Origin of the sequence: Halorhabdus rudnickae (assembly GCF_900880625.1) — an archaeon.
GTDB lineage: Archaea > Halobacteriota > Halobacteria > Halobacteriales > Haloarculaceae > Halorhabdus > Halorhabdus rudnickae.
Map to the genome: position 1 here is coordinate 732,785 of NZ_CAAHFB010000001.1, position 19,796 is coordinate 752,580.

Genomic DNA, 19,796 nt, shown 5'->3' on the forward strand with positions numbered 1-19,796 from the left:
AAACGCCACGCCTCATCCTTCAATCCTTATCTGAACACTACCGCTGAGCACCCATATCGTGTCGCCGTCGTCCCGGATCATTCGGAACTCGGCTTCGAAGGTCTCGTCCGCTTCCAGAGCGTCTGCTAACGCGCGTTCGGCCCTGGAAACCGCGTTCGGATGAAGATACTCGGCGTGCGCCTCGTAGGTTCCCTCGAAGGTCCGCGGCTCGATACCGACCAGCCGCTCTAGGGCGTCGTTCCACACCACCTCGTCAGTCTCCATGTTCCATTCCCAGACGCCCGTCTCGGTCGCTTCAAGAGCCAAATCGAGTCGTTTTCTCGCCCTGCGGAGCGCCTCTTCTCGTGCCTTCTGCTCCGTGATGTCGCGTGCGATACCAACAATCTGAACGACTTCTTTGTCTCTGATCACGGGGGAGAGCTTCGTTTGCCAATGGATCGTCCCCGCAGGCATTTCTAGCACCTCCTCGTAGGAGATCATCTCTCGCAGGTCGACACACTTGCGCAGGTTTGCTGTCACCTCGGCACCCTGTTCGTCGCCTAGAACTTCACGAGGAGATGCGCCGCGGCAGTCCTCGAACGAAAGCCCACTGATAGCTTCGAGTGAGGGGTTTACCCGACGGAATTCGAACTCGTATCCCGAACTAGTTTCGGTAACATCACACAGGAAGATTGCATCCTCTGCGGCGTTGAAAATCGTTTCATATTCGGGGAGACTCTGCGGCATTGCGAGTTCTATTTGGAACTAACTGCGCTCGAACTTCACCGTCTTGGACTTAAATCCGCATTTCTTGGTTCGGCTAGGCAAGTAGATTCCAGTGGTTAGCTGCGGTATCGATCATCGCTGCAACGTCAGCATTGTCCGTATGGTCGGTAGGAACCAAATGTACCGTACCAGGCACGACAAGAACTCGAAACGGTACGAGGGGGCGGCAAGGGAATACGTCGATGCGATGTTACGGTAACTAGTTACAGGCACTGGTATGGACGGAATCTTGTAGACGAATCTGACGGGAACTCAGTCAGGGGAGTCTCGAAGAGTTCATTCGAACTCTTCTCTGATTCGAAACGAATGTGCTCCGCTAAATCACAACAGTTAACGAAAAAATCCGCTGATAAGTAAATGTGACCGCTACTACTAGAGACGACAGTCCCCCTCGGACGGTCGGGTTGCGCGATCTCCTCTTGTTGAGTGTCGGCGGCATGATGGGCTCGTCGATATTCTTCTTTCCTGCGTTCACTGGCCAATGGATCGGTCCTGCAGCGATTTTTGCGTGGTTGTTCGCAGGGCTCGGGATGATTAGTATCGCGCTTTGCTACACCGAACTCGCGACGGTCTTTCCCGAGTCAGGCGGGCCGGCCGTATTTCCTGCTAAGACACTCGGTGCAAACCCATCAGTCCGTAGATTCGCCTCGTACATGGAGGGGACGTCCTACGCGCTAGGTTGGGCGTTCGGCGTCGCCGTCTCGGCGTGGTACGTCGCGAACTATCTCGGCGCGATTCCCGAACTTGCGGGGGTCCGGAGCCACACGGTCGCATTCGGACTGTTCGCAATTCTTGTGAGCCTCGCCATCACGCTCGCCGGCATCGATGTCACCAAACGCACGAACCTCATCCTCACGGCGTTCATCCTCGCCGTTCTCACCGTCGTCGCCGGTCTCGGCCTCGCGAACGGCGATCCGTCAAACGCTACCCCATTCGTTACGGGACGCGCGACACAGTTTTTCGCCGCCGTCGGCGTCGCCATCACTGGCTACGGCGCGTGGACGGTCGTCCCGGCTGCCGCCGGGGAAGTGAAGAACCCGCACTGGACGATTCCGCGCGCCATCGTCGGCAGCCTCTTACTGACGACGGCCTTCTACACCGTCATCGTCCTCGCGCTCCATCTCACGGTCGATTCGAGCACGTTCCAGCGCGACAACCTCGTGATGGTCGCGCCTCTCTCAGCCGTCGTCGTCGACGCTGGCCTTCCGTTGTTCGCGAACTACTTGCTCCCCGTCGCCGCACTCGTCGCTATCTTTACCACGATGCTTGTCGGAATGACCAGTGCCTCCCGCGTCCTCGCAGCCCTCGCCGAACGCAACCTCTTCCCGAGTGCGTTTGCCGCCACTAGCGACCAGACGAACGCTCCGTACGTCGCACTCTGTAGCGTTGCCGTCGCTGCCGCCGCCGTCGTCGTCGGCAAACAGGTCATCGGGGGGATCGTCCTTGCAGCGCTCGTTGGGACAGTTCTCCCTTACGCCATCAACATCGCGTCCTTCGTGGGCCTACGCGTGTACCGCGATGACCTCTCGGCGCCATTTCGTGCGCCCGGTGGCCTCGTGACTGCCGCTGTCGCGTTCGGATTTCTCGCGCTTCTCGCCGTTGGGCTATCGGTCGATTATCCAGGCGCGACGCTCCTCGCTGTCGTCGCGTTGCTCGCGGGCTATGCACTCCAGTACACGCTCGGTGACGAGCCGACTGTCGACCACACAACGTGAATGTTGGTCCCTCTCGAGGCCTTGTTGATGTATCTCACGTGTCTTCACTCTGCCGACGCAAGCCCTGCAGGGCGCGCAGTGCCCGAAGCACACTGCGAGTCGCGGGACCGAAACTGTCGAGGGCGTTCAGAACAATCCAACCCGATTCAATTCCGTATCTGAACACTACCAGAGCGCTGTACCCTACCGCAATTTTCGAAATGCCAAACGTAGCCATACGCGACTCGAAAACCAGTTTATGTTGCCGGTAACTATGCCCCGAGATATAGTCGGTGATTTGAAAACGAAGACATTACCCAGGAATCGGAATCACGTATCCAACTTATCCACAGTATAGATTACTATACGCCAAGTAACTCGCGATAAATTTGCATTTGGGCGGAGTATAGCGTATCGGAGATACACGCACATACTGGCGGGGCGGTGGGGCTATAGTAGTCCGACCGGTTCTGTAGAATATGGCAGCAATCACGAGTCGCTTGTGGCGTCAGTATCGATCGATTTCACTCATCTGGCGGATCTTCGTCGCCTTCTTGCTGGGGTCTGCCGCTGGCATCGCATTCGGTGATCAGATGGCTGTTGTACAGCCGGTGGGTGATCTATTTCTTCGGCTGCTCAATATGTTGGTCATCCCGATCATCGTCTTTACGCTTCTCACCGGGATACGACAGCTTTCGCCAGCGAAGCTTGGACGAATCGGTGGTGCAACGGTTGGCCTCTACGCCGTGACGACGACATTTGCAGGGATTATCGGTCTTCTCGTTGCGAACGTTCTGCAACCCGGCAAAGGAGTTGAGTTCGTCAGTGGCGAGCCCCAATCGCAGGCACCACCGTCGTTGATGGATGTCATTCTCGGAATCGTCCCGAATAATCCCGTCGCAGCGCTTGCAGAAGGGAACTTGCTCGCGACAGTCTTCTTCGTCATCGTCTTCGGTATCGCACTGACCTACGTCCGCTCACAGCAAGAGCAGTACGCGGATGCGGTTGATTCGGTGTTCGAAGCGTTCGAGGTCGGGGCTGAGGCGATGTTCGTGATCGTTCGCGGTGTCCTTGAATTCGGTGTGCTCGGTATCTTTGCGTTGATGGCGTCTGGAATCGGAACTGAGGGCATCGGCGTGTTTACCTCGCTGGGTGAACTCGTGCTGGCAATCGCTATCGCAATCGTCGTTCACATCGTGTTCACCTACCTCATCGTCCTCATGGGCTTGGTCGTCGACGTGTCCCCGATTGCGTTTCTCAGCGGGGCCAAAGATGCGATGGTGACGGCGTTCGCGACGCGGTCTTCGACCGGCACGCTGCCTGTCACGATGCGCAACGCGGAAGAAGATCTCCGAATTGCCGAGCGAATCTATTCGTTCACGCTCCCAGTCGGTGCGACGGCGAACATGGACGGCGCTGCGATCCGGCAAGCGATTACCGTCATGTTCGCCGCGAACGTCGTCGGACAGCCACTCGCACTGACGGAACAAGTCTTCGTCTTGCTCGTCGCTGTCCTCATTAGTATCGGGACCGCGGGCGTTCCAGGCGCTGGAATCGTCATGCTTACCGTAATCCTCACACAGGTTGGACTCCCGCTGGAAGTCGTCGGATTCGTCGCCGGTGTCGATCCGATTCTCGGACGGATCGCGACGATGAACAACGTGACTGGTGACCTTGCCGTTTCGACGGTCATCGGAAAGTGGAACGACGGTCTTGATCTCGACGACGGGGTCTGGTCAAAGGACCTCGGCGGCGTCGCCAACGTCGTTCCAGGTGACGATTAGGGAGATCGACGTTCCGTATCTACCGAGTTGCTATCATAGACGTCTTCCCCTCGTCTGCCTAGTCGTATTCAGGAGGACATCTCGGCGCCTCCACTACTACGTTCAACGGAGGGGCATATCAGGTCGAATCCGAGTCGTTGTCATCCGCGGGCGGCGGCTGTGATAGGCTATCGAACCGACGCTGGGCCCGCTCCGAACGGCTTTCAGTTTCATCTACCTCGTAGGGATCTCCTGAGCCTCGCCGTCGACGAGAGTGACTGTCAGTACTGCATCGACCTGTCGATCAATCCGACTCGGGACAGTTGAACAGGTGGACCTTGTGCAGCCGCGTCTGGTCGGTGTCGAAGACGGCTGTTTCGATCTCCTCAACTGGGATGGTGTGAAGTAAACGAGTGTGTTGTCCTCGGACCCGTCTCCGCAGAGACTACAGAGACGACAGGTCGTTCCGAATTCGAACTTCGATCTCGTCGGGATCGTGGACGACAATACCAGCATCCGTATCGGTGACTGGAATCTCACGGCCCCGTAGTCGCGATCGAACTGCCTCGAGTGATTCGTCGTCTGGGAGGAGCACCTCGAACCACGACAATCCACGTCCGCTGACCGATCCCGTTCTGTGGTTCCACGTGTTCGCTCCGAGATGGTGATGGTAGCCGCCAGCACCGACGAAGAGTGCGGCTGGCACTTCTGTTTGGACCTCGAACCCGAGGGTGTCCACATAGAAGTCACGGAACGCCTCCAGCGAGGACACTTCGAGGTGAACGTGGCCCACGTCCGTTTCGGGGGGCAGACCTGACACGCCTGTGGCAGCGGCTTCCAACGGGCCGAGATCGAGGGGATACGTGCCCATACGGATGCGCCCGTTGTCGGCGCGTGGCCAGTCCTCACGAGGCTAATCGCGGTAGATCTAGATGCCGTTGCCCTCCGGGTCGGTCAGGTACAGCGCCTCACTGACGCCGTGGTCAGACGCGCCGCCGAGCTGCCAGTGCTCCCGAATGCGGGCTAACGCGTCGCCTAATGCCGCACGCGAGGGGACTCTGAACGCGTTGTGAAAGAGGCCCGCTCCCGATCGGTGTCGTCCGAGTGCATCTGCATCACTCTCCAAGACGAGGAGCGGCGTGTTCTCGACACCTAGTTCGGACCTGGTGTCGGATCGCCGAAGTTCGTTGAGGCCAACGACATCCCGGTAGAACCCGGTCAGCTCGTCGAGGTCGTTGACCCGGAGTGCGGTCCGTCCAATGTGTGCTTCTTGGGGGAGTTCGTCTGGATCTGTTTGTGTGGTCATGGGAGACATCTCAGATCCCGATGTTGAGCGCGTACGGCCAGGCGGTGCCACTAATCGCGATGAAGACGAGCGCAGCGCTAAAGAACGTGGCGTTTTTCAGGAAGTCGGTCATTTCGGCCTGTCGCTGTTCGGGGTCCTCGACCGTCCAGAAGTCGTGCATGACCGGCGTCACTCCAAGAAAGAACAGCGCGATAACCGCTGCTCCGACCAGTGGATAGACCCCAAGCGCGATAGCAAGTCCGCCCGCGATGAGCATGAAGCCGGACAAGATGACGGCGAACTGCGGGGCGGGAACGCCCTTGGCTTCGGCGTAGCCGCTCATTCCGTCGAGTCCCGTGAAATGACTCAGGCCCATGAACCCGAGTAGGACGCCGAAGACGACGCGACCCACCAGAAAGGCGAGCCCACCAGCTGCAGTCTCCAGTGCCATCAGTCCTCGACCTCCGGCTGTCCACCGATCAGCTGGACGATCTGGCCCGTGACGCCTGCGTTCGTGAGCAGGTGAACAACTTCGTCGACGACGGCCTCCGGTGCCGTCCACTCGGAGAAGTCGGCCTCAGACATCGCTTCGCGGTTCCCCGGCACGTCGATGAGGAACGGAGCCACGGCGTTGACGCGGGCATCGAGTTCGACATCGAGCGACTCGGTCAGCGTTCGAACCGCACCCTTGCCGACGTCGTACGCGAGCGTCCCGCCGCCGGGGGTGATGGCCGGTCGAGCTTTTGGAGGACTGTTCTGACACGCTCAAACCTTCAGATTTATCATACAACTATCTTCTCCACCGTGTCACAGTCAGCACTCCACCTGACCGAGCAAAATAGGAGGTATACTTTAGGGAGTTATACAATGGTTCTCATGGCCGTCCTTCTCTATCGATTCGCTCAGTGCAAAGGAAGGAGTGACCGACAGGGGAGGCTATCTAAGGGGAAAATCGGGTATCTTCCGGCTGATCCGCCAGTTTTCGACGAACTCACCGCCTGGGAGCACCTGCGTCACGTCACCCGCCTGCAGGGGATGGCCGACGATCGGGCCGATGAACGCATCGAGAAACTCCTCAAGCGCTTCGACCTTCTCGGCGACGCCGACAGGCGTATCGAGACCTACTCGACGGGAATGACCAAGAAGGTCGGTATCATCGCGGCGCTGATTCACGACCCGGAGGTGGTCTTTCTCGACGAACCCACGCGCGGTCTCGATCCGCGCGCTGCTCGCACTGTGCGGGACACGATCGGCGATCTTGTCACCCGAAAAATGACTGTCTTCCTCTCGACGCACATTTTGCCGGTCGTCGAGGAGTTGGCCGACACCGTTGGCGTCATCGACGACGGGACTCTCGTCGCCGAGGCTCCGCCCATAGAATTGAAGCAGCGGTCCGAGGCGTCGCCCGATCTCGAAACGGCTTTCCTCGAAGTCACCGATGAGCAGGATGGATCACCTGCCGACCAACTGTTATCGTCCAATCCGGCACCCACCGACGGAGGCAGGACGGATGGCTAAAGAGTCGCCCCTCCTGTCACGATCTTCGACGAGTGCGTCGAGTGACCGCGGCGGCCGCTCGGCGTCAGGCAGGCTAGACTCACTCTCGCCAGCCCCATCCCGGAGCTTGGAGGTCGCCCGGATCGACCTGCTGCGGGGGTATCGCTGGGTCAGACATCAGGATCTCTGGTTCGCATTTACTGCAGTGGTTGGCGTGATGGGTGCGTTCTTCCTCGCCCAGACGTACTCGATCACGAGCGACATCGGCACCGCGATCGAACGCAACCGATACGATCCGTCACTGGAACTCGCCTTTGCCCTGGCGGAGCACTTCGAGTGCGCCATCGAGGATATCTTCGATCCCGTCGAGATCGACCCGTGAGTATCGGGCGTTCGACCTCCGTCGATACGCACGACCGATAAATCGAAATAGATTCGCGACCGTGACCCCGATACGTGCATTCCTCGTCCATCACCTTCGATTCATTACCTACTCCCGCATGGCTCCGTGATCTTCCCGTCCTCGTGGGCAACCTCGTCCCGATCACGGGCATCCTCTTCTTCGGGTGGTCGCCGGCGGCTCTGTTGTTGATCTACCAGGCCGAACTGGCTGCCATCTGCGTCTGGACCGTGGTCAAGATCCCCTTCGCCCACAAGCGACCCAACAACGCCATCGACAACCACTTCAAACTGTTGGGCCCACTCCAGCAGAAACGTGGGTCTATCGGGTTGCCAGGGCCGCTCCTGTCAGTGTACCCGCGAAACGTCCCGACGCTTGTCTTCGCAGTCGTCCTCACGCCCATGGTCGTGGGGCTGGCGTTTGTCCCGTTTGCCCTGACGCGACCGACAGTCACCGAGGCTGATGCAGCTGCGTTCCTCCTCGGCGGGGCTGCGGTCTTTCTCACCCGCGAGATTGAGACCTATCGCGAGTACTTCCGTGGGGGTGGGTATCGCGAGCACTCTCCACGTTCTTTGCTTCTCGTTCCCTTCAAGTATCTCTGTATCGTCGGCCTTCTGTTCATGGCCTTTCTCGGCCTCGAATCGACCGTCGGGACGACGGCGTTCCTCGATCCCGAGCGATCGGTGCTCGGTCTCGCGATCGGGAAACTCGCCTACGACGTCCGGGCCAGCCGATTAGCGCGCGACGACGACCGCCGGAGCATATTCTCACTACTCTACGGGAGCAAACGGACCGAGATCGAACCCGAACCCGTCGAGACGCCGGACGGGGAGCCGAAGCTCCGAACGTCGATGGGTCAGACAGCGACGATCGGTGACGCCCTGCTTCACGGACTCGCCTATCTGGCGGGCGCGATCGGTTTCGTCACTGTTCTGATCGTCGGTTTTGGTGTACTCGCGTCCAGTCTCGGGATCGTCTTTTTCGGCCTCGGCCTGGGTGGATTCTTCGTTGCACTGCGAGCGATCACGCGCTACGTCCGGTACGGCACGCTCGAATACCAGTGCTACGGCGACGTTCTGGTGGCATACGACCGGCTTCTCGACGAACCACAGGCAAAAGTAGAGAATTACGCCGTCACCGAGATTGCTCTCTCGGAGGGACTGCTCGATCGCCTGCTCGGCACCGAAACGATCGAATTCGACGTCTATTCGGACGCGGATACGACGGTGGAGCTGTTCGTCCCGGTCCCCGACAGCGTCGATACCGACGATACTGCCAACGAGAGTGTTGCGATGACTGTTCCCCACCTCGATGCTCCGCGGTCGATCACAGAGGCGCTTGGACTCTCGTGGCATCTCGACGACAGCGCGCGTGATTGAGGGATGTTGTGCCGTTCTCTGGACCCATCCCATCAGTCGGCGAATGCGGTTCAAACGCTCGTTTGACCTTCTGTCAGGTATATACTTGTGTATCCGCTACTGTGACACGCGGAGGTGTCACAATGGCGCTCCTGAAATGTTCCAACTGTCCCCGACGGTTCGATACGCTCTCAGAAATGAGCGAGCACGCCGCAAGCGACCACGAACAGAACACGCACTAGTGCAAGAGACACTGTTGTTCCCATCTCTCGAAGGACGTTTCCGGAGGGATCCTGACACAGCTGTCCTGACTGTTTCCCGTCTGGAAACGCTGGCCACTGCCTGATGATTCATCACCACGTAGCCGTCCGTGCCCGCCCAGGTCAGAGGCGGGGTACAAATATCTGACCCCGGCTTGTCTACCGGTCGTCGCGTTCCACCCCAACCGTCCCCCTGTTTTTCCGTTCTGCTGGCGAAGCGAGTCAGCTGCTTTCGGGCGCGATATCGTCGAAGGTGTCGAACGGACCAGTCGCTTCTCCGAGGAGTCGACGGGTGCGCTGCTCCAGTTGCTGAGACTGCTTTTGTTGGCGTTGATATGCCTCGTGCGACTCTCGCTGCTCGGCCGGGTATTCAGACGCGGATAAGTGCTTGTGGACAGGAACAACACTAGGTGACAACGATGCCAACTCCCAACCCATCAACCCATTCTGGCGGCCACAGTAGATACCACCACCCGAAGTCCCCTGGGTATCGATGCGTGCGCCGAATATTGATTGCCATGACATTCCTTTCCTGCATAAGGTCACTCCTTCGCGACCCTGGACAAAGGAGCGGATGACAGGAGTGTTACCAGGTTCTTCGATTGTCTCTATCACTTATTAATGGCGTCGGGACAAAGGGTCGTGTTTAGTTTAGCGAGTTCCACCATGTTGCGAAACTCTGGAGCCACTTTTCGGCTATTTCCAGTTCAGCGTGACTGAAACAGTTTGAAAACGAAGAGGTGCGGCGTTTTACCTCACGAAAGACACGTTCGATGCTGTTCCGATTTCCGCTGCGTTCAACCTGAAATCGGAGCCCTGCTCGTTGCAGCGCAGTTTGGAGATGTCGAGCCCCATCGACGAGAAACACAGCGTTTTCGACATCGTGTTTCTCGCGGAGTTCCTGCAGGAACAGTTGAGTTAACGCAGTCGTAGTCGTCGAATACAGCCGAATATGCAGTAATTCGTTCGTTTCTGGATTTGCTGCGGCGTACAGCCAATACTGCTGATCGTTGATTCGAATCACTGTTTCGTCGAGTGCGATCTGATTCGGGGCTTTGCCGCCGACTGGCTGTAGATCGGCTTTTTGTACCCAATCGTGGATTGCTTTCCGCGAGCGTTGGACACCAGACTTCTCAAGTTCCGGAACAGTATTCGAAAGCGATAGTCCAGCAAGATGCAGGTGAATACTGAGTTTCATCAGCAATCGCGATGTCGCTTCGCGCTCCACAAAGTCTACGTCGATCTGGTCGATACTACCGCTGAGGCGGGTGATTCTGGCCATGAAACATTCGAAAATTACCACGCCTCACTGTTCACGTTTAACTAAACACTGCCCAATGGAAGGCAGTAACGGGTCTGAGTCTCTCCATTGGGCGCATGCTGGTCCTGTTAGAGATACCAATGAAACCCCGCTAAAAGCTGAGATTCGACATGTACCGACGAAACCAGGAAGAGTAGTTTAAACTGAACCATCCTGCTGCAATATAGAGAAGTGTGCCTTTCTGATTGATCTCGACCGGAACACCGCTAAGAACCGTTACACTCGTTAGTTAGCGGGGTCTTGCGTGTATCAATGAAGTCTGAAGAGGCCCAACCTTGTTGTAAAATCGCCCGCGTTGCTGACGATTACAACATTTCAGAGATAGACGCGAAGCTGATTAAGCGACGGGAGCAGGGCGATAGCCTTCGAGACCTGGCCACATATTTGAACAAACAGATTCTCTCGGAATCTCTCAATACCGGGACGCGAGAAGTGGTCGGTGATGCAGATAGTATCTATAAGGTCCTGAGGGGGAATGATGTTAGTCGAAGTCGTCAGGTGGAACTGCGATCGAAACTCGACAGAAACGGAATCGATATCGAGGCAGTTGAGCGCGACTTCGTCTCTCATCAGACGGTTCGGAACCATCTCCACGACTGCAAAGCAATCGATACCGGGCGAAAATCAACGGTCGATGTTGATGATGCTCAAAAAACCATTGAATGGGCTCAAGCGCGGTCAGAAGGGGTGATCGAGCAGACCCTCAAACGTCTTCGAAACGCAGGGAACGTGGCGGATACCCCGACCGAGGTCACCCTGTCAGTTCGGGTAGGGTGTTCCGCTTGCGGACGAACACATCGGATCGAAGATTACCTCGAACAGGGGGGATGCAACTGTCAGACCGATCCAAAATGAACCAGCGGGACGGAGACGAATGCCGTGGCGCTTATCTACCGCTGTCGAGAAAGGGAAGCTATGAGCCAACATAACACGGAAGGGCGTATTTCTGTATACGCCGAGAATATCGGCGGTATCTCGCAGTGTGACGTGACGTTTGAATCTGGAGTAACCGTCTTACGAGGGCGGAACGCCACAGGTAGAACGTCACTCCTCAACGGCCTCGCTGGTGTGCTTGGAGGCACTGCTCCCACACTCAAGGGGGACGAACAAGAGGGGGAGGTCCGACTCGAGTTCAATGGGACCACGTACAACCAGCAGTATACACGCAAGGATGGGACAGTACAAACTGCTGGCCAGCCCGTCACAGAGCGAAGTGATTTGGTCGATCTGTTCGTTTGTTTGACTGCGGAGAACCCTGCCCGCCGGGCAATCGTTCAGGACGGAAACTTACGAGACGTGATTATGCGGTCTGTCGACACTGATTCAATCCAGCGCCGCATCGAGGAGCTCCAGAGTGAGCGGAACCGAATCGGACAGCGGATCAGAGCGATTGAAAGCGACCTCGAACAACGCACGACGGTCACAAGCCGAAAAACCACGTTGGAGGGTGAGCTAGAAGAGTGTGACCAAGAGATCGATGAGTTACGCAACCAACTCGAACAGTTTGACGCCGACCCGGAAGAAGCAGAGAAAGTCGAAGAGGCACTGACGTCATTGGAAGAACGAAAGCAGGAGCTCGAATCGATCACAAATCGAATTCGAACCCAGGAAGACACACGCGAGGCCCTGCGAGACGAGCAAAGTGAGCTCCAAACAGAACGAGAGTCCATTGAAACCTCAGAGGAAGAACTGAAGCGGATCGAAACGAGGCTGTCTGAACTCACCTCTCGTGAGCGTTCGCTTGCAACGACAATTAATGACCTCTCTGCCATTGTCGATTTCAACGAAGATCTGGTTTCGAACGCTGATTCAGACCTTCTTCGTTCTGGAGAAGCAGCAGAGTCACCGGTCTCGAAACTCAACCCAATGTCGGAGACCGTCGAATGTTGGACATGCGGGACGCAAGTCGAACGAAATCAGATTGCTGGTCGATTGGACGAACTCCGCGATCTAGTTGATGAGAAACGGACAGAACGGACCGAGGTGCAAACAGAGATCGAGAAACTGCGTGAATCACAGCAAGAGTTACAGGAGGTGATCGACCGACGGGATGAAATCGAGCAGCGTCTTGACGAGATTTCATCGGAAATTGCACAGCGAGATCAGGCCCTCGACTCACTGAGAGAAGAACGCGAAGACGTCCACCAACGACTCTCTGAACTCGAAGAATTCGTCTCGGAACGAGAAGCTCTCCAAGAGAGCGAACTCACCGAGCAGTACCAGCAGCTTAGTGAACTCGAATACCGGCGGGGACAACTCGAGGAGGAGTTATCTTCTGTTCGAGAAGAGCTTGCGGAGTTGGACCGACTTGAAAACGAACGTGACCAACTACAGGCACAGCAGGATGAGGTTCAAGAGGAATTAGCGAGTCAACGAACCCAAATTCGGGATCTCGAGGAGAGCGCAATCACCGCATTCAATGACCACATGGAAGAGATCCTGGATGTACTTCGCTACAAGAACATTGCCCGTGTCTGGATAGAACGGAAAGAGGGAGCAGAATTCAATTCGAGCCACGGGGGATATCGAGGGGGATCTGCGACCAAGTTTGAGTTACATGTTGTGCGAGAAACTGATGAAGGACACGGATACGAAGATACTGTCCAGAGCCTCAGTGAGAGTGAACGGGAAGTAGTGGGACTGGTAGTCGCGTTAGCTGGCTATCTCGTGCATGATGTCCACGAGATCGTTCCGATGATGTTGTTGGATTCATTGGAGGCAATCGACGCCGAGCGGATTGCTGCGCTGGTTGATTACTTCGCAGATTATGCGACCTATTTGGTTGTAGCTCTCCTTCCCGAGGACGCAGACGCCCTCGGTGACGACCAGGCCGCTGTTGTCTCCGCGAATTTCGCCTCGGAGGAGTGATCGATTCGATCCTCTGGTATAGTTTACAACGAATCTACTGTAAATATCCAAGAGCTTACTCTGCATCGGTATTAGGGGACCGTTCCGCTTCAGGTTTGAACGGCTCAATCACCTCGTTAGTGATCCCCTCCTTGGAAAACACGGTGACGAGGTCGTCTTCCTCTATTTGTGTGTTGCCCCGTGGAATGATTATTTCCCCGTCGCGTTCGACCGCGACGATAACCATACTCGGAGGAAGAAACCCTGCCACGTCTGCCTCTTCAAGCGTCTTCTCGATGATTGGAGCTCCATCTGCAACCGAAAGCTCAAACACTTCCGCCCCACCTTCTCTATCGCCAACGTGCATGAAGCCTTGAATGCCCGGATCATGGGTACCCCGAAATAGATATTCTGCGATCAATCGCTGCGGGTTTTCGATGATAGTGGCCCCCAGCCGTCGAAACAGTGGAATATTTTCCTCGTCGTGGACGACACTGACAAGTGTTTCACAACCCAACTCACGGGCCAACATCAGCACCATCAGGTTCGTGGTGTCCTGCTCGGTGGTTGCGATGATTGCATCAGCGTTGCCCACCTCAGCTTCGTGGAGCGTTTCGCGTTTGGTGGCGTCGTCATGAATGACGCGACAATTCGCGTCCGTTTCGATGTCGTGAGTTCGCTTGTGCTCCCGTTCGATTACAGTGACGCTGATGTCAGCATCAGTCGCTAGTTCGATTACACTTGAACCTATCCTGCCGGCACCAACGATTACCGTCGTCATAGTGATAGCGACTTCACGGTGGGGTAATATAAAACACCGGTAGATGAACACTCGGGGTAGAGAGTATCCCCATCGGGAGCGGGGAAAATCGAGGCTCACTGCACTCTAATTTTAACCAAAGTGTCGATTTGGGCTTGGATGAGGTCGGTATGCCGTCCCAATGATTTACGTTGAATTTGTTGTAAAATCTCGATTCTGCTCCGACAAATATAAATAAGGAACCAGCATCCGGGTCAGTTGCACATGCTAATCGGCGAAGCGGTACTGGCAGTGGTGACTGTAGCGGTCGTGGCGTACCTGACGTACGTCATGATGTACCCAACGAGGTTCTAACAATGGCGAGTCCACCACCGGTCGTCGAGTACGCGGTGTTCTTCATCTTGGCGGCGATCCTGGTATTCGTCGTTGGCGAGTACCTCGCGTGGGTGTACCGCGATCAGGCGAACAGTGACCATCGACCACCGAGTTACTTCTCGTGGTTCGAGCGATTAGACGCGATATTCACCCCCATTGAGAATGGGATATATCGCCTGTCCGGAATCAACCCGAGACGGGAGATGACCTGGAAGGGGTACGTGAAGGCCGTACTGGTCTTCAACGCGTTCATCTGGGTGTTGTTGTACGTCGTTCTGATGTTCCAGAACGTCCTCCCGATGAACTTCGTGAACGTGGCTGGTGAGAGTTGGGACCTCGCGTTCCACACCGCGAGCTCGTTCACCTCGAACACGAACCAGCAGCACTACAGCGGAGAGAACCTATCGGTGTTCACCCACACGTTCGGTATCGGGATCGCGATGTTCTTGACACCCGCGACCGGGCTCGCGCTCATGCCCGCGTTCGCCCGTGGGTTCACCAACAAAGAGGACCCACGCCTCGGGAACTTCTATGAGAACGTCGTCAGAGGGCTGGTTCGATTCCTGCTCCCGATTGCCTTCCTCATCGCCGTCATCCTGATGGCCGAGGGCTCGGTGCAGACGATCCTCAGCGGGAAGCTCACCGTCGAGACGTTCACGATGGGCATCCAGAACATCCGCATCGGTCCCCACGCAGGCATCGAGGCGATCAAGATGTTCGGGACCAACGGTGGTGGGATCAACGGCGCGAACGCCGCGACGGCGTTCGAGAATCCCACGCCGCTGAGCAACCTCGTCCTGACGCTAGCGATGCCGATCGGCACCTTCAGCGCGATCTACGCGTGGGGTGCGTGGGTCGGCAATCGGAGCCACGGGGTTGCAATCGTAGCCGCGTTCTTCATCATCTACATGGCCCTCACTGGTGTCGCCGTCGTCGGCGAGACCGGCGCGAATCACGGGATGGTAGTCACTGAGAATGGCCTGACCGTCGATCAGACGATCGGTAACATGGAGGGTAAGGAGACGCGCTTCGGACCGACCGGGAGTGCGATCTGGGGGTTGACGACCACCTCAACGACCAACGGCGGGGTCAACAGCATGCACAACAGCTGGACTGCACTCGGTGCGTTCTCTTTGCTGTTCGCGTTCGCCACGAACAACGTCAGTAACGGTGTCGGCACGGGGCTGTTGAACATCCTGATGTTCGTCATCCTTACTGCCTTCATCGGGGCACTGATGATCGGCCGCCGCCCGCAGTATCTCGGGAAGAAATTGGAGTGGCAGGAGATGCGATACGTCTTCGTCACTATCCTTGTACTCCCGATACTGGTACTGATACCGCAGGCAGTAGCCGTCGTGTACCAGGGCGCGATCGATTCGATGAACAACCCCGGCTTCCGCGGGTTCTCGGAAGTACTCTATGAGTTCTTCTCGGCATCGGCAAACAACGGAAGTGGATTCGAGGGGCTCGGTGACGGGACGTTGTTCTTCAATATCGTCGACGGGCTACAGGTACTATTAGCCCGGTACGTCCCGATCACGGCACAGCTCGCGATCGCCGGCTACCTCGCCAAAAAGAAGTTGAGCCCCGAGTCCAAGGGCTCGCTTGACACTGACACGCCGGCGTTCGTCGGACTTCTGATCGGTGTCATCATCATCGTCAGCGCGCTGGTGTTCCTGCCGGCGCTGGTGTTCGGCCCGATCGGCGAACTGCTGAGCGGAGGTATCTGACATGGCAGAGATCACAGTCACGATAGACACGGAACAACAGAAGCAGGCGATCAGCGATTCGCTCGCCAAGCTCGACCCGCGGTACCTGGTCAAGAACCCGGTACTGTTCGTCGTCGAACTCGGAACGATAATCGGCTTGGTGATGACGATAGCACCGGGATGGTTCGGCGCGACCGGCTCGCGCGTGTACTATGCGGTCATCACGGCGTTGCTCGGCTTCACCGTGATCTTCGCGAACTATGCGGAGGCGTACGCGGAACTGGAGGGTGAAGCGCAGGCAGACAGTCTGCGTGCGTTGCAGACGGAAACTGAGGGCAAACGGCTCCTCGATGAAGATGTCGACATCGAAGACATCAGCGAAGACGACTACGAGGTCGTCGCGAGCGACAAGATCGAGCAGGATGAGGTCGTCTTCGTCGACGAAGGAGACATCATCCCGCGCGACGGGACCGTCGTCGAAGGGAGTGCGTCGGTCGACGAATCCGCGATCACGGGCGAATCCGAACCGGTCATCCGCCAGTCCGGTGGTGATCGGACGTCCGTCGTCGGTGGGACCGAAGTGCTCTCCGACCGGATTAAGGTCGAAGTGACCTCCGAAAAGGGCGAGTCGTTCCTCGACCAGATGATCGGCCTCGTCGAGGACGCTCAGCGGCAGAAGACGCCCAACGAGATCGCGATGACGATCCTCCTGAGTGGACTGACGCTCGTGTTCGTCGTCGCTGTCGCGACGATGTTCTTCTTCGGCGAGTACCTCGCTAGCTTCACCAGCGGGTTCGCTGGGCTGGACGTCGCCGAACTGGTTGCGCTACTCGTCGCGCTCATGCCGACGACCATCGGTGCGCTGCTGGCGGCCATTCGCGTCGCAGGGATGACCCGTGTTACCCGGCGCAACGTCATCGCGAAGTCCGGTCGAGCAGTCGAGGCAGCCGGTGACCTCGACGCGCTGATCCTCGACAAGACGGGGACGATCACGACCGGTGAGCGCGTCGCACAGGACTTTCACCCGCTGGGTGACGCGGACGACGCGGATGTCGTCCGTGCGAGCTATCAGTCGTCGCTGTTCGACGAGACGACCGAGGGTCGTTCGATCGTCAAGCTCGCCGAGAAAATGAACGGATCGGAGCCGGCCACAGACGGTGGGCAGTCCGACTCCGAGGAGGTCGACGAGCCTGGCGATTCCGTCGACGCACCTCGTGAGGTGTCCACCGCTCTCGATGCCGAGGGGCTGTCGGAGAGCAACTTCGTCCCGTTCTCTGCCGAGACCCGGATGAGTGGAATCGACCTCTCCGACGGAACGGAGATCAGAAAAGGTGCGGTCGACGCAGTCGAAGAGTACGCGACCAACGTCCCGGGAAAACTCCGAAAGAAGTCGAACGAAATCAGTGAGAGCGGTGGGACGCCGCTCGCGATCGCCGTCGACAAGCAGGTCGTCGGCATCATCGAGCTACAAGACGAACTGAAGCCAGGGATCTCCGATCGGATCGCCGAAATCCAGAAGATGGGTGTCGAGACGATCATGGCGACCGGTGACAATCAGCGGACGGCACGCTGGGTTGCCGACCAGGTCGGCATCGACGAGTTCCACGCGGAATTCGACCCGGAGGAGAAGATCGAACTCGTCGAAGACATCCAGGAAGACGGGAAACTCGTCGGGATGACCGGTGACGGGACCAACGACGCCCCGGCACTAGCGAAAGCCGACGTGGGACTTGCGATGAACGCAGGGACCAACGCCGCGAAGGAGGCCGGCAACATGGTCGACCTCGATTCGAACCCCTCGAAGATCATCGAGGTGGTCGGGATCGGCAAGCAGCTGCTGATGACTCGTGGGTCGCTGACGACGTTCTCCGTCGCCAACGACGTCGCGAAGTACTTCGTGCTGCTTCCGGCGATCCTCGCGGCCGCGATTCCCGGACTCGCAGCGATGGACATCCTGAATCTCTCGACGCCGGCGAGTGCGGTGACGGCGACGCTGGTGTACAACGCGTTCATCATCCCGCTGCTCATCCCGCTCGCACTACGCGGTGTCGAGTACCAGGCCCAGAGCGGTTCCCAACTGCTCCGGAAGAACCTCATCGTCTACGGTGGCGGTGGCCTGATCGCCCCGTTCATCTTCATCAAGGCGATGGACATGCTGTTCGTCGCCCTGGGGGCGTTCCAATAATGAACCGTAACGACATCATGGTGCCACTGCGGCTCCTCGGTGTGAGTTTGCTCGTCATCGGGCTGCTCTACCAGGGGTCGCTGATGGCCATCGGCGACGTACTGTTCCCGAACAACACGGCAGGGAGTCCCGTCTACGTCGACGGACAGGAAGAGCCGGTCGGCTCACAGATGATCGGCCAGCAGTTCCGCCCTGGCCAGCCAGAGGACGCCCAGTACTTCTGGTCGCGTCCCTCGGCGAACGACTACAACGCGATGACGTCTGCCAGCACCAATTGGGGCCCGACGAATCCGCTTTTGAGTGAGCGGGTCCGCACGGACCTCCAGAACATCTCCCAGTACGAGACCCCCGACGACTCCGTGCCGGTCAATCTCGTCTCCGAATCGGGATCGTCGTACGACGCCCACATCTCCCCCGCGGCGGCGGAGTATCAGGTGCTGCGAGTTGCCAATCAGACCGGTATCTCCGAGCAGCGCCTAGGCGAGATGATCGACGAGGCGACAAAGGAGCCGTGGCTCGGTATCTGGGGGCACGAACGCGTGAACGTGCTCGAACTCAACCTCATGGTTCGAGACGCGCTCGACGAGCAGAACGCGGCTGGCCAGAACAACGATATGAACGCGCCCGAAATAGCGAACGGTGACCACTAATGTCAGCACAAAATGAAATAGGGTACGAGCGCGTGCTCGTTCCAGTCGGTGACAAGTCGGATCCGAACATGCTCACCGAGCTGTCGAGCATTCTTGTGGACCCGAGGCGCGGTGCGGTTCGGTTCACGCACGTGACGACGGATCGGAGCTTCGTCGGAAGCCAGGAAAACTGGCGAACGGGGTCCGATAGCGTCGCCGAAAGCCAGCACACCCTTCGCGACGAAGGGATCGAGAGTACGGGGACGATCCGGACTGCCTCCTCAGCTCTGGACGGCATCCTGGAGGAAGCCGAGGAGTACGAGGCGGACGCTATCCTCATCGGGTGGACAGACAAAGACTCGGTATCGAGTCTCGTCGATAAACTCCTCCGGAAGGCAAGCTGTGACGTCATCGTCTTCAGTGCCGACCGGGACCCGATAGACACCGACTCGATACTGGTGCCGGTGGTCGTCCAGCCAGACGAGAATCGCCTCCAGATGCTCGCAATTATGAGCCAACGAACCGACGCCTCGATAACCTTCGCGTACGTCGCGGGCGACGAGGGAACCGAAGAGGAGGGACGCGCCCTCCTCGACCGGTCGGTCGAGCAACTCGCCGAATACGGGGTGCAAGCCGAGACGGAACTCGTGAGTGCGAGCAACGCTGTCAACGCACTCGGCGAGCTGTCTGCCGATCACGACGTCATGGTTATCGGGACCTCACGTGGGTGGTGGCTGCGGAAGACACTGTTTGGCCGCAAAACGGACAAAATCGCCACAGAATCCCAGTGCTCGCTCCTGATGCACAAGTGGCAGGGGGAGGTTCCCCCGGAGTCCTGAGGCGCGCTGTGATCGGCTCACGCAACGCATCCGACGTCAACAACGCGTGAGTCGCCTCGTCTCGAACAGATTCAGCCGGAGAGAGCAACGACGAACGAAGAATATATCC

At 57.8% G+C, this 19,796-nt stretch carries 17 protein-coding genes and 1 pseudogene; 12 read left to right on the plus strand and 6 right to left on the minus strand.

Features of this window, described 5'->3' with window-relative positions:
- Positions 1-12: 12 nt before the first annotated feature.
- Positions 13-726 (minus strand): PAS domain-containing protein, encoded by a 714-nt coding sequence (locus BN2694_RS03610; RefSeq protein ID WP_135662692.1) that lies wholly within the window; start codon positions 724-726, stop codon positions 13-15.
- A 398-nt stretch (positions 727-1,124) separates the two neighbouring features.
- On the opposite strand from BN2694_RS03610, the gene BN2694_RS03615 reads away from it, so the two are divergent.
- Positions 1,125-2,480 carry an APC family permease gene (locus tag BN2694_RS03615; protein WP_135662694.1) on the plus strand — a complete coding sequence of 452 codons (1,356 nt, stop codon included), beginning with the start codon at positions 1,125-1,127 and terminating at the stop codon, positions 2,478-2,480.
- Positions 2,481-2,938: 458 nt separating this feature from the next.
- A complete protein-coding gene (locus tag BN2694_RS03620; protein ID WP_135662696.1) occupies positions 2,939-4,243 on the plus strand; it encodes a dicarboxylate/amino acid:cation symporter in 1,305 nt (434 codons plus the stop codon).
- 424 nt (positions 4,244-4,667) lie between these two features.
- On the opposite strand, the pseudogene BN2694_RS18115 reads toward BN2694_RS03620, so the two are convergent.
- The 3 genes and pseudogenes from BN2694_RS18115 to BN2694_RS17565 all read right to left on the minus strand — a co-directional run bounded on the left by BN2694_RS18115 (position 4,668) and on the right by BN2694_RS17565 (position 6,134).
- Positions 4,668-5,528, minus strand: a pseudogene (locus tag BN2694_RS18115) (VOC family protein).
- A 10-nt stretch (positions 5,529-5,538) separates the two neighbouring features.
- Entirely contained in the window at positions 5,539-5,958 is a 420-nt protein-coding gene (locus BN2694_RS03635) for a DoxX family protein (RefSeq protein WP_135662698.1), read from the minus strand.
- Entirely contained in the window at positions 5,958-6,134 is a 177-nt protein-coding gene (locus tag BN2694_RS17565) for a hypothetical protein (protein ID WP_244605349.1), read from the minus strand. The genes BN2694_RS03635 and BN2694_RS17565 overlap by 1 nt, the downstream gene beginning before the upstream one ends.
- A gap of 27 nt (positions 6,135-6,161) precedes the next feature.
- Here BN2694_RS17565 and BN2694_RS03645 point away from each other — a divergent pair, with 27 nt between their 5' ends.
- The 3 genes from BN2694_RS03645 (at position 6,162) to BN2694_RS03655 (ending at position 8,783) form a co-directional block, all read left to right on the plus strand.
- Complete coding sequence (locus tag BN2694_RS03645) at positions 6,162-7,025, plus strand: ABC transporter ATP-binding protein (RefSeq protein ID WP_394346580.1); 864 nt, start codon at positions 6,162-6,164, stop codon at positions 7,023-7,025.
- Positions 7,026-7,221: 196 nt separating this feature from the next.
- Positions 7,222-7,386 carry a helix-turn-helix transcriptional regulator gene (locus BN2694_RS17355; RefSeq protein WP_244605417.1) on the plus strand — a complete coding sequence of 55 codons (165 nt, stop codon included), beginning with the start codon at positions 7,222-7,224 and terminating at the stop codon, positions 7,384-7,386.
- Between the two features lie 74 nt (positions 7,387-7,460).
- Positions 7,461-8,783, plus strand: coding sequence for a DUF6498-containing protein (locus BN2694_RS03655; RefSeq protein WP_280176663.1), 1,323 nt, complete (start codon positions 7,461-7,463; stop codon positions 8,781-8,783).
- An 885-nt stretch (positions 8,784-9,668) separates the two neighbouring features.
- Here BN2694_RS03655 and BN2694_RS03660 read toward each other — a convergent pair.
- Positions 9,669-10,304 (minus strand): IS6 family transposase, encoded by a 636-nt coding sequence (locus BN2694_RS03660; protein ID WP_135662702.1) that lies wholly within the window; start codon positions 10,302-10,304, stop codon positions 9,669-9,671.
- A gap of 291 nt (positions 10,305-10,595) precedes the next feature.
- On the opposite strand from BN2694_RS03660, the gene rdfA reads away from it, so the two are divergent.
- Positions 10,596-11,198 (plus strand): rod-determining factor RdfA, encoded by a 603-nt coding sequence (gene rdfA / locus BN2694_RS03665; protein ID WP_135662704.1) that lies wholly within the window; start codon positions 10,596-10,598, stop codon positions 11,196-11,198.
- 60 nt (positions 11,199-11,258) lie between these two features.
- Positions 11,259-13,211 (plus strand): archaea-specific SMC-related protein, encoded by a 1,953-nt coding sequence (locus BN2694_RS03670; RefSeq protein ID WP_135662706.1) that lies wholly within the window; start codon positions 11,259-11,261, stop codon positions 13,209-13,211.
- Positions 13,212-13,266: 55 nt separating this feature from the next.
- Here the strand turns inward: BN2694_RS03670 and BN2694_RS03675 are convergent, their stop codons facing one another.
- Positions 13,267-13,971 carry a potassium channel family protein gene (locus BN2694_RS03675; protein WP_135662708.1) on the minus strand — a complete coding sequence of 235 codons (705 nt, stop codon included), beginning with the start codon at positions 13,969-13,971 and terminating at the stop codon, positions 13,267-13,269.
- 243 nt (positions 13,972-14,214) lie between these two features.
- Here BN2694_RS03675 and kdpF point away from each other — a divergent pair, with 243 nt between their 5' ends.
- The 5 genes from kdpF to BN2694_RS03700 are packed head-to-tail and all read left to right on the plus strand — an operon-like array spanning position 14,215 to position 19,687.
- A complete protein-coding gene (gene kdpF, locus BN2694_RS03680) occupies positions 14,215-14,304 on the plus strand; it encodes a potassium-transporting ATPase subunit KdpF (RefSeq protein ID WP_012289616.1) in 90 nt (29 codons plus the stop codon).
- Between the two features lie 2 nt (positions 14,305-14,306).
- Positions 14,307-16,055, plus strand: coding sequence for a potassium-transporting ATPase subunit KdpA (gene kdpA / locus BN2694_RS03685; protein WP_135662710.1), 1,749 nt, complete (start codon positions 14,307-14,309; stop codon positions 16,053-16,055).
- 1 nt (position 16,056) lies between these two features.
- Entirely contained in the window at positions 16,057-18,219 is a 2,163-nt protein-coding gene (gene kdpB, locus BN2694_RS03690) for a potassium-transporting ATPase subunit KdpB (protein WP_135662712.1), read from the plus strand.
- A complete protein-coding gene (kdpC, locus tag BN2694_RS03695) occupies positions 18,219-18,869 on the plus strand; it encodes a potassium-transporting ATPase subunit KdpC (RefSeq protein WP_135662714.1) in 651 nt (216 codons plus the stop codon). Before kdpB ends, kdpC begins: the two co-directional genes overlap by 1 nt.
- Complete coding sequence (locus tag BN2694_RS03700; RefSeq protein ID WP_135662716.1) at positions 18,869-19,687, plus strand: universal stress protein; 819 nt, start codon at positions 18,869-18,871, stop codon at positions 19,685-19,687. The genes kdpC and BN2694_RS03700 overlap by 1 nt, the downstream gene beginning before the upstream one ends.
- Positions 19,688-19,796: the final 109 nt, after the last annotated feature.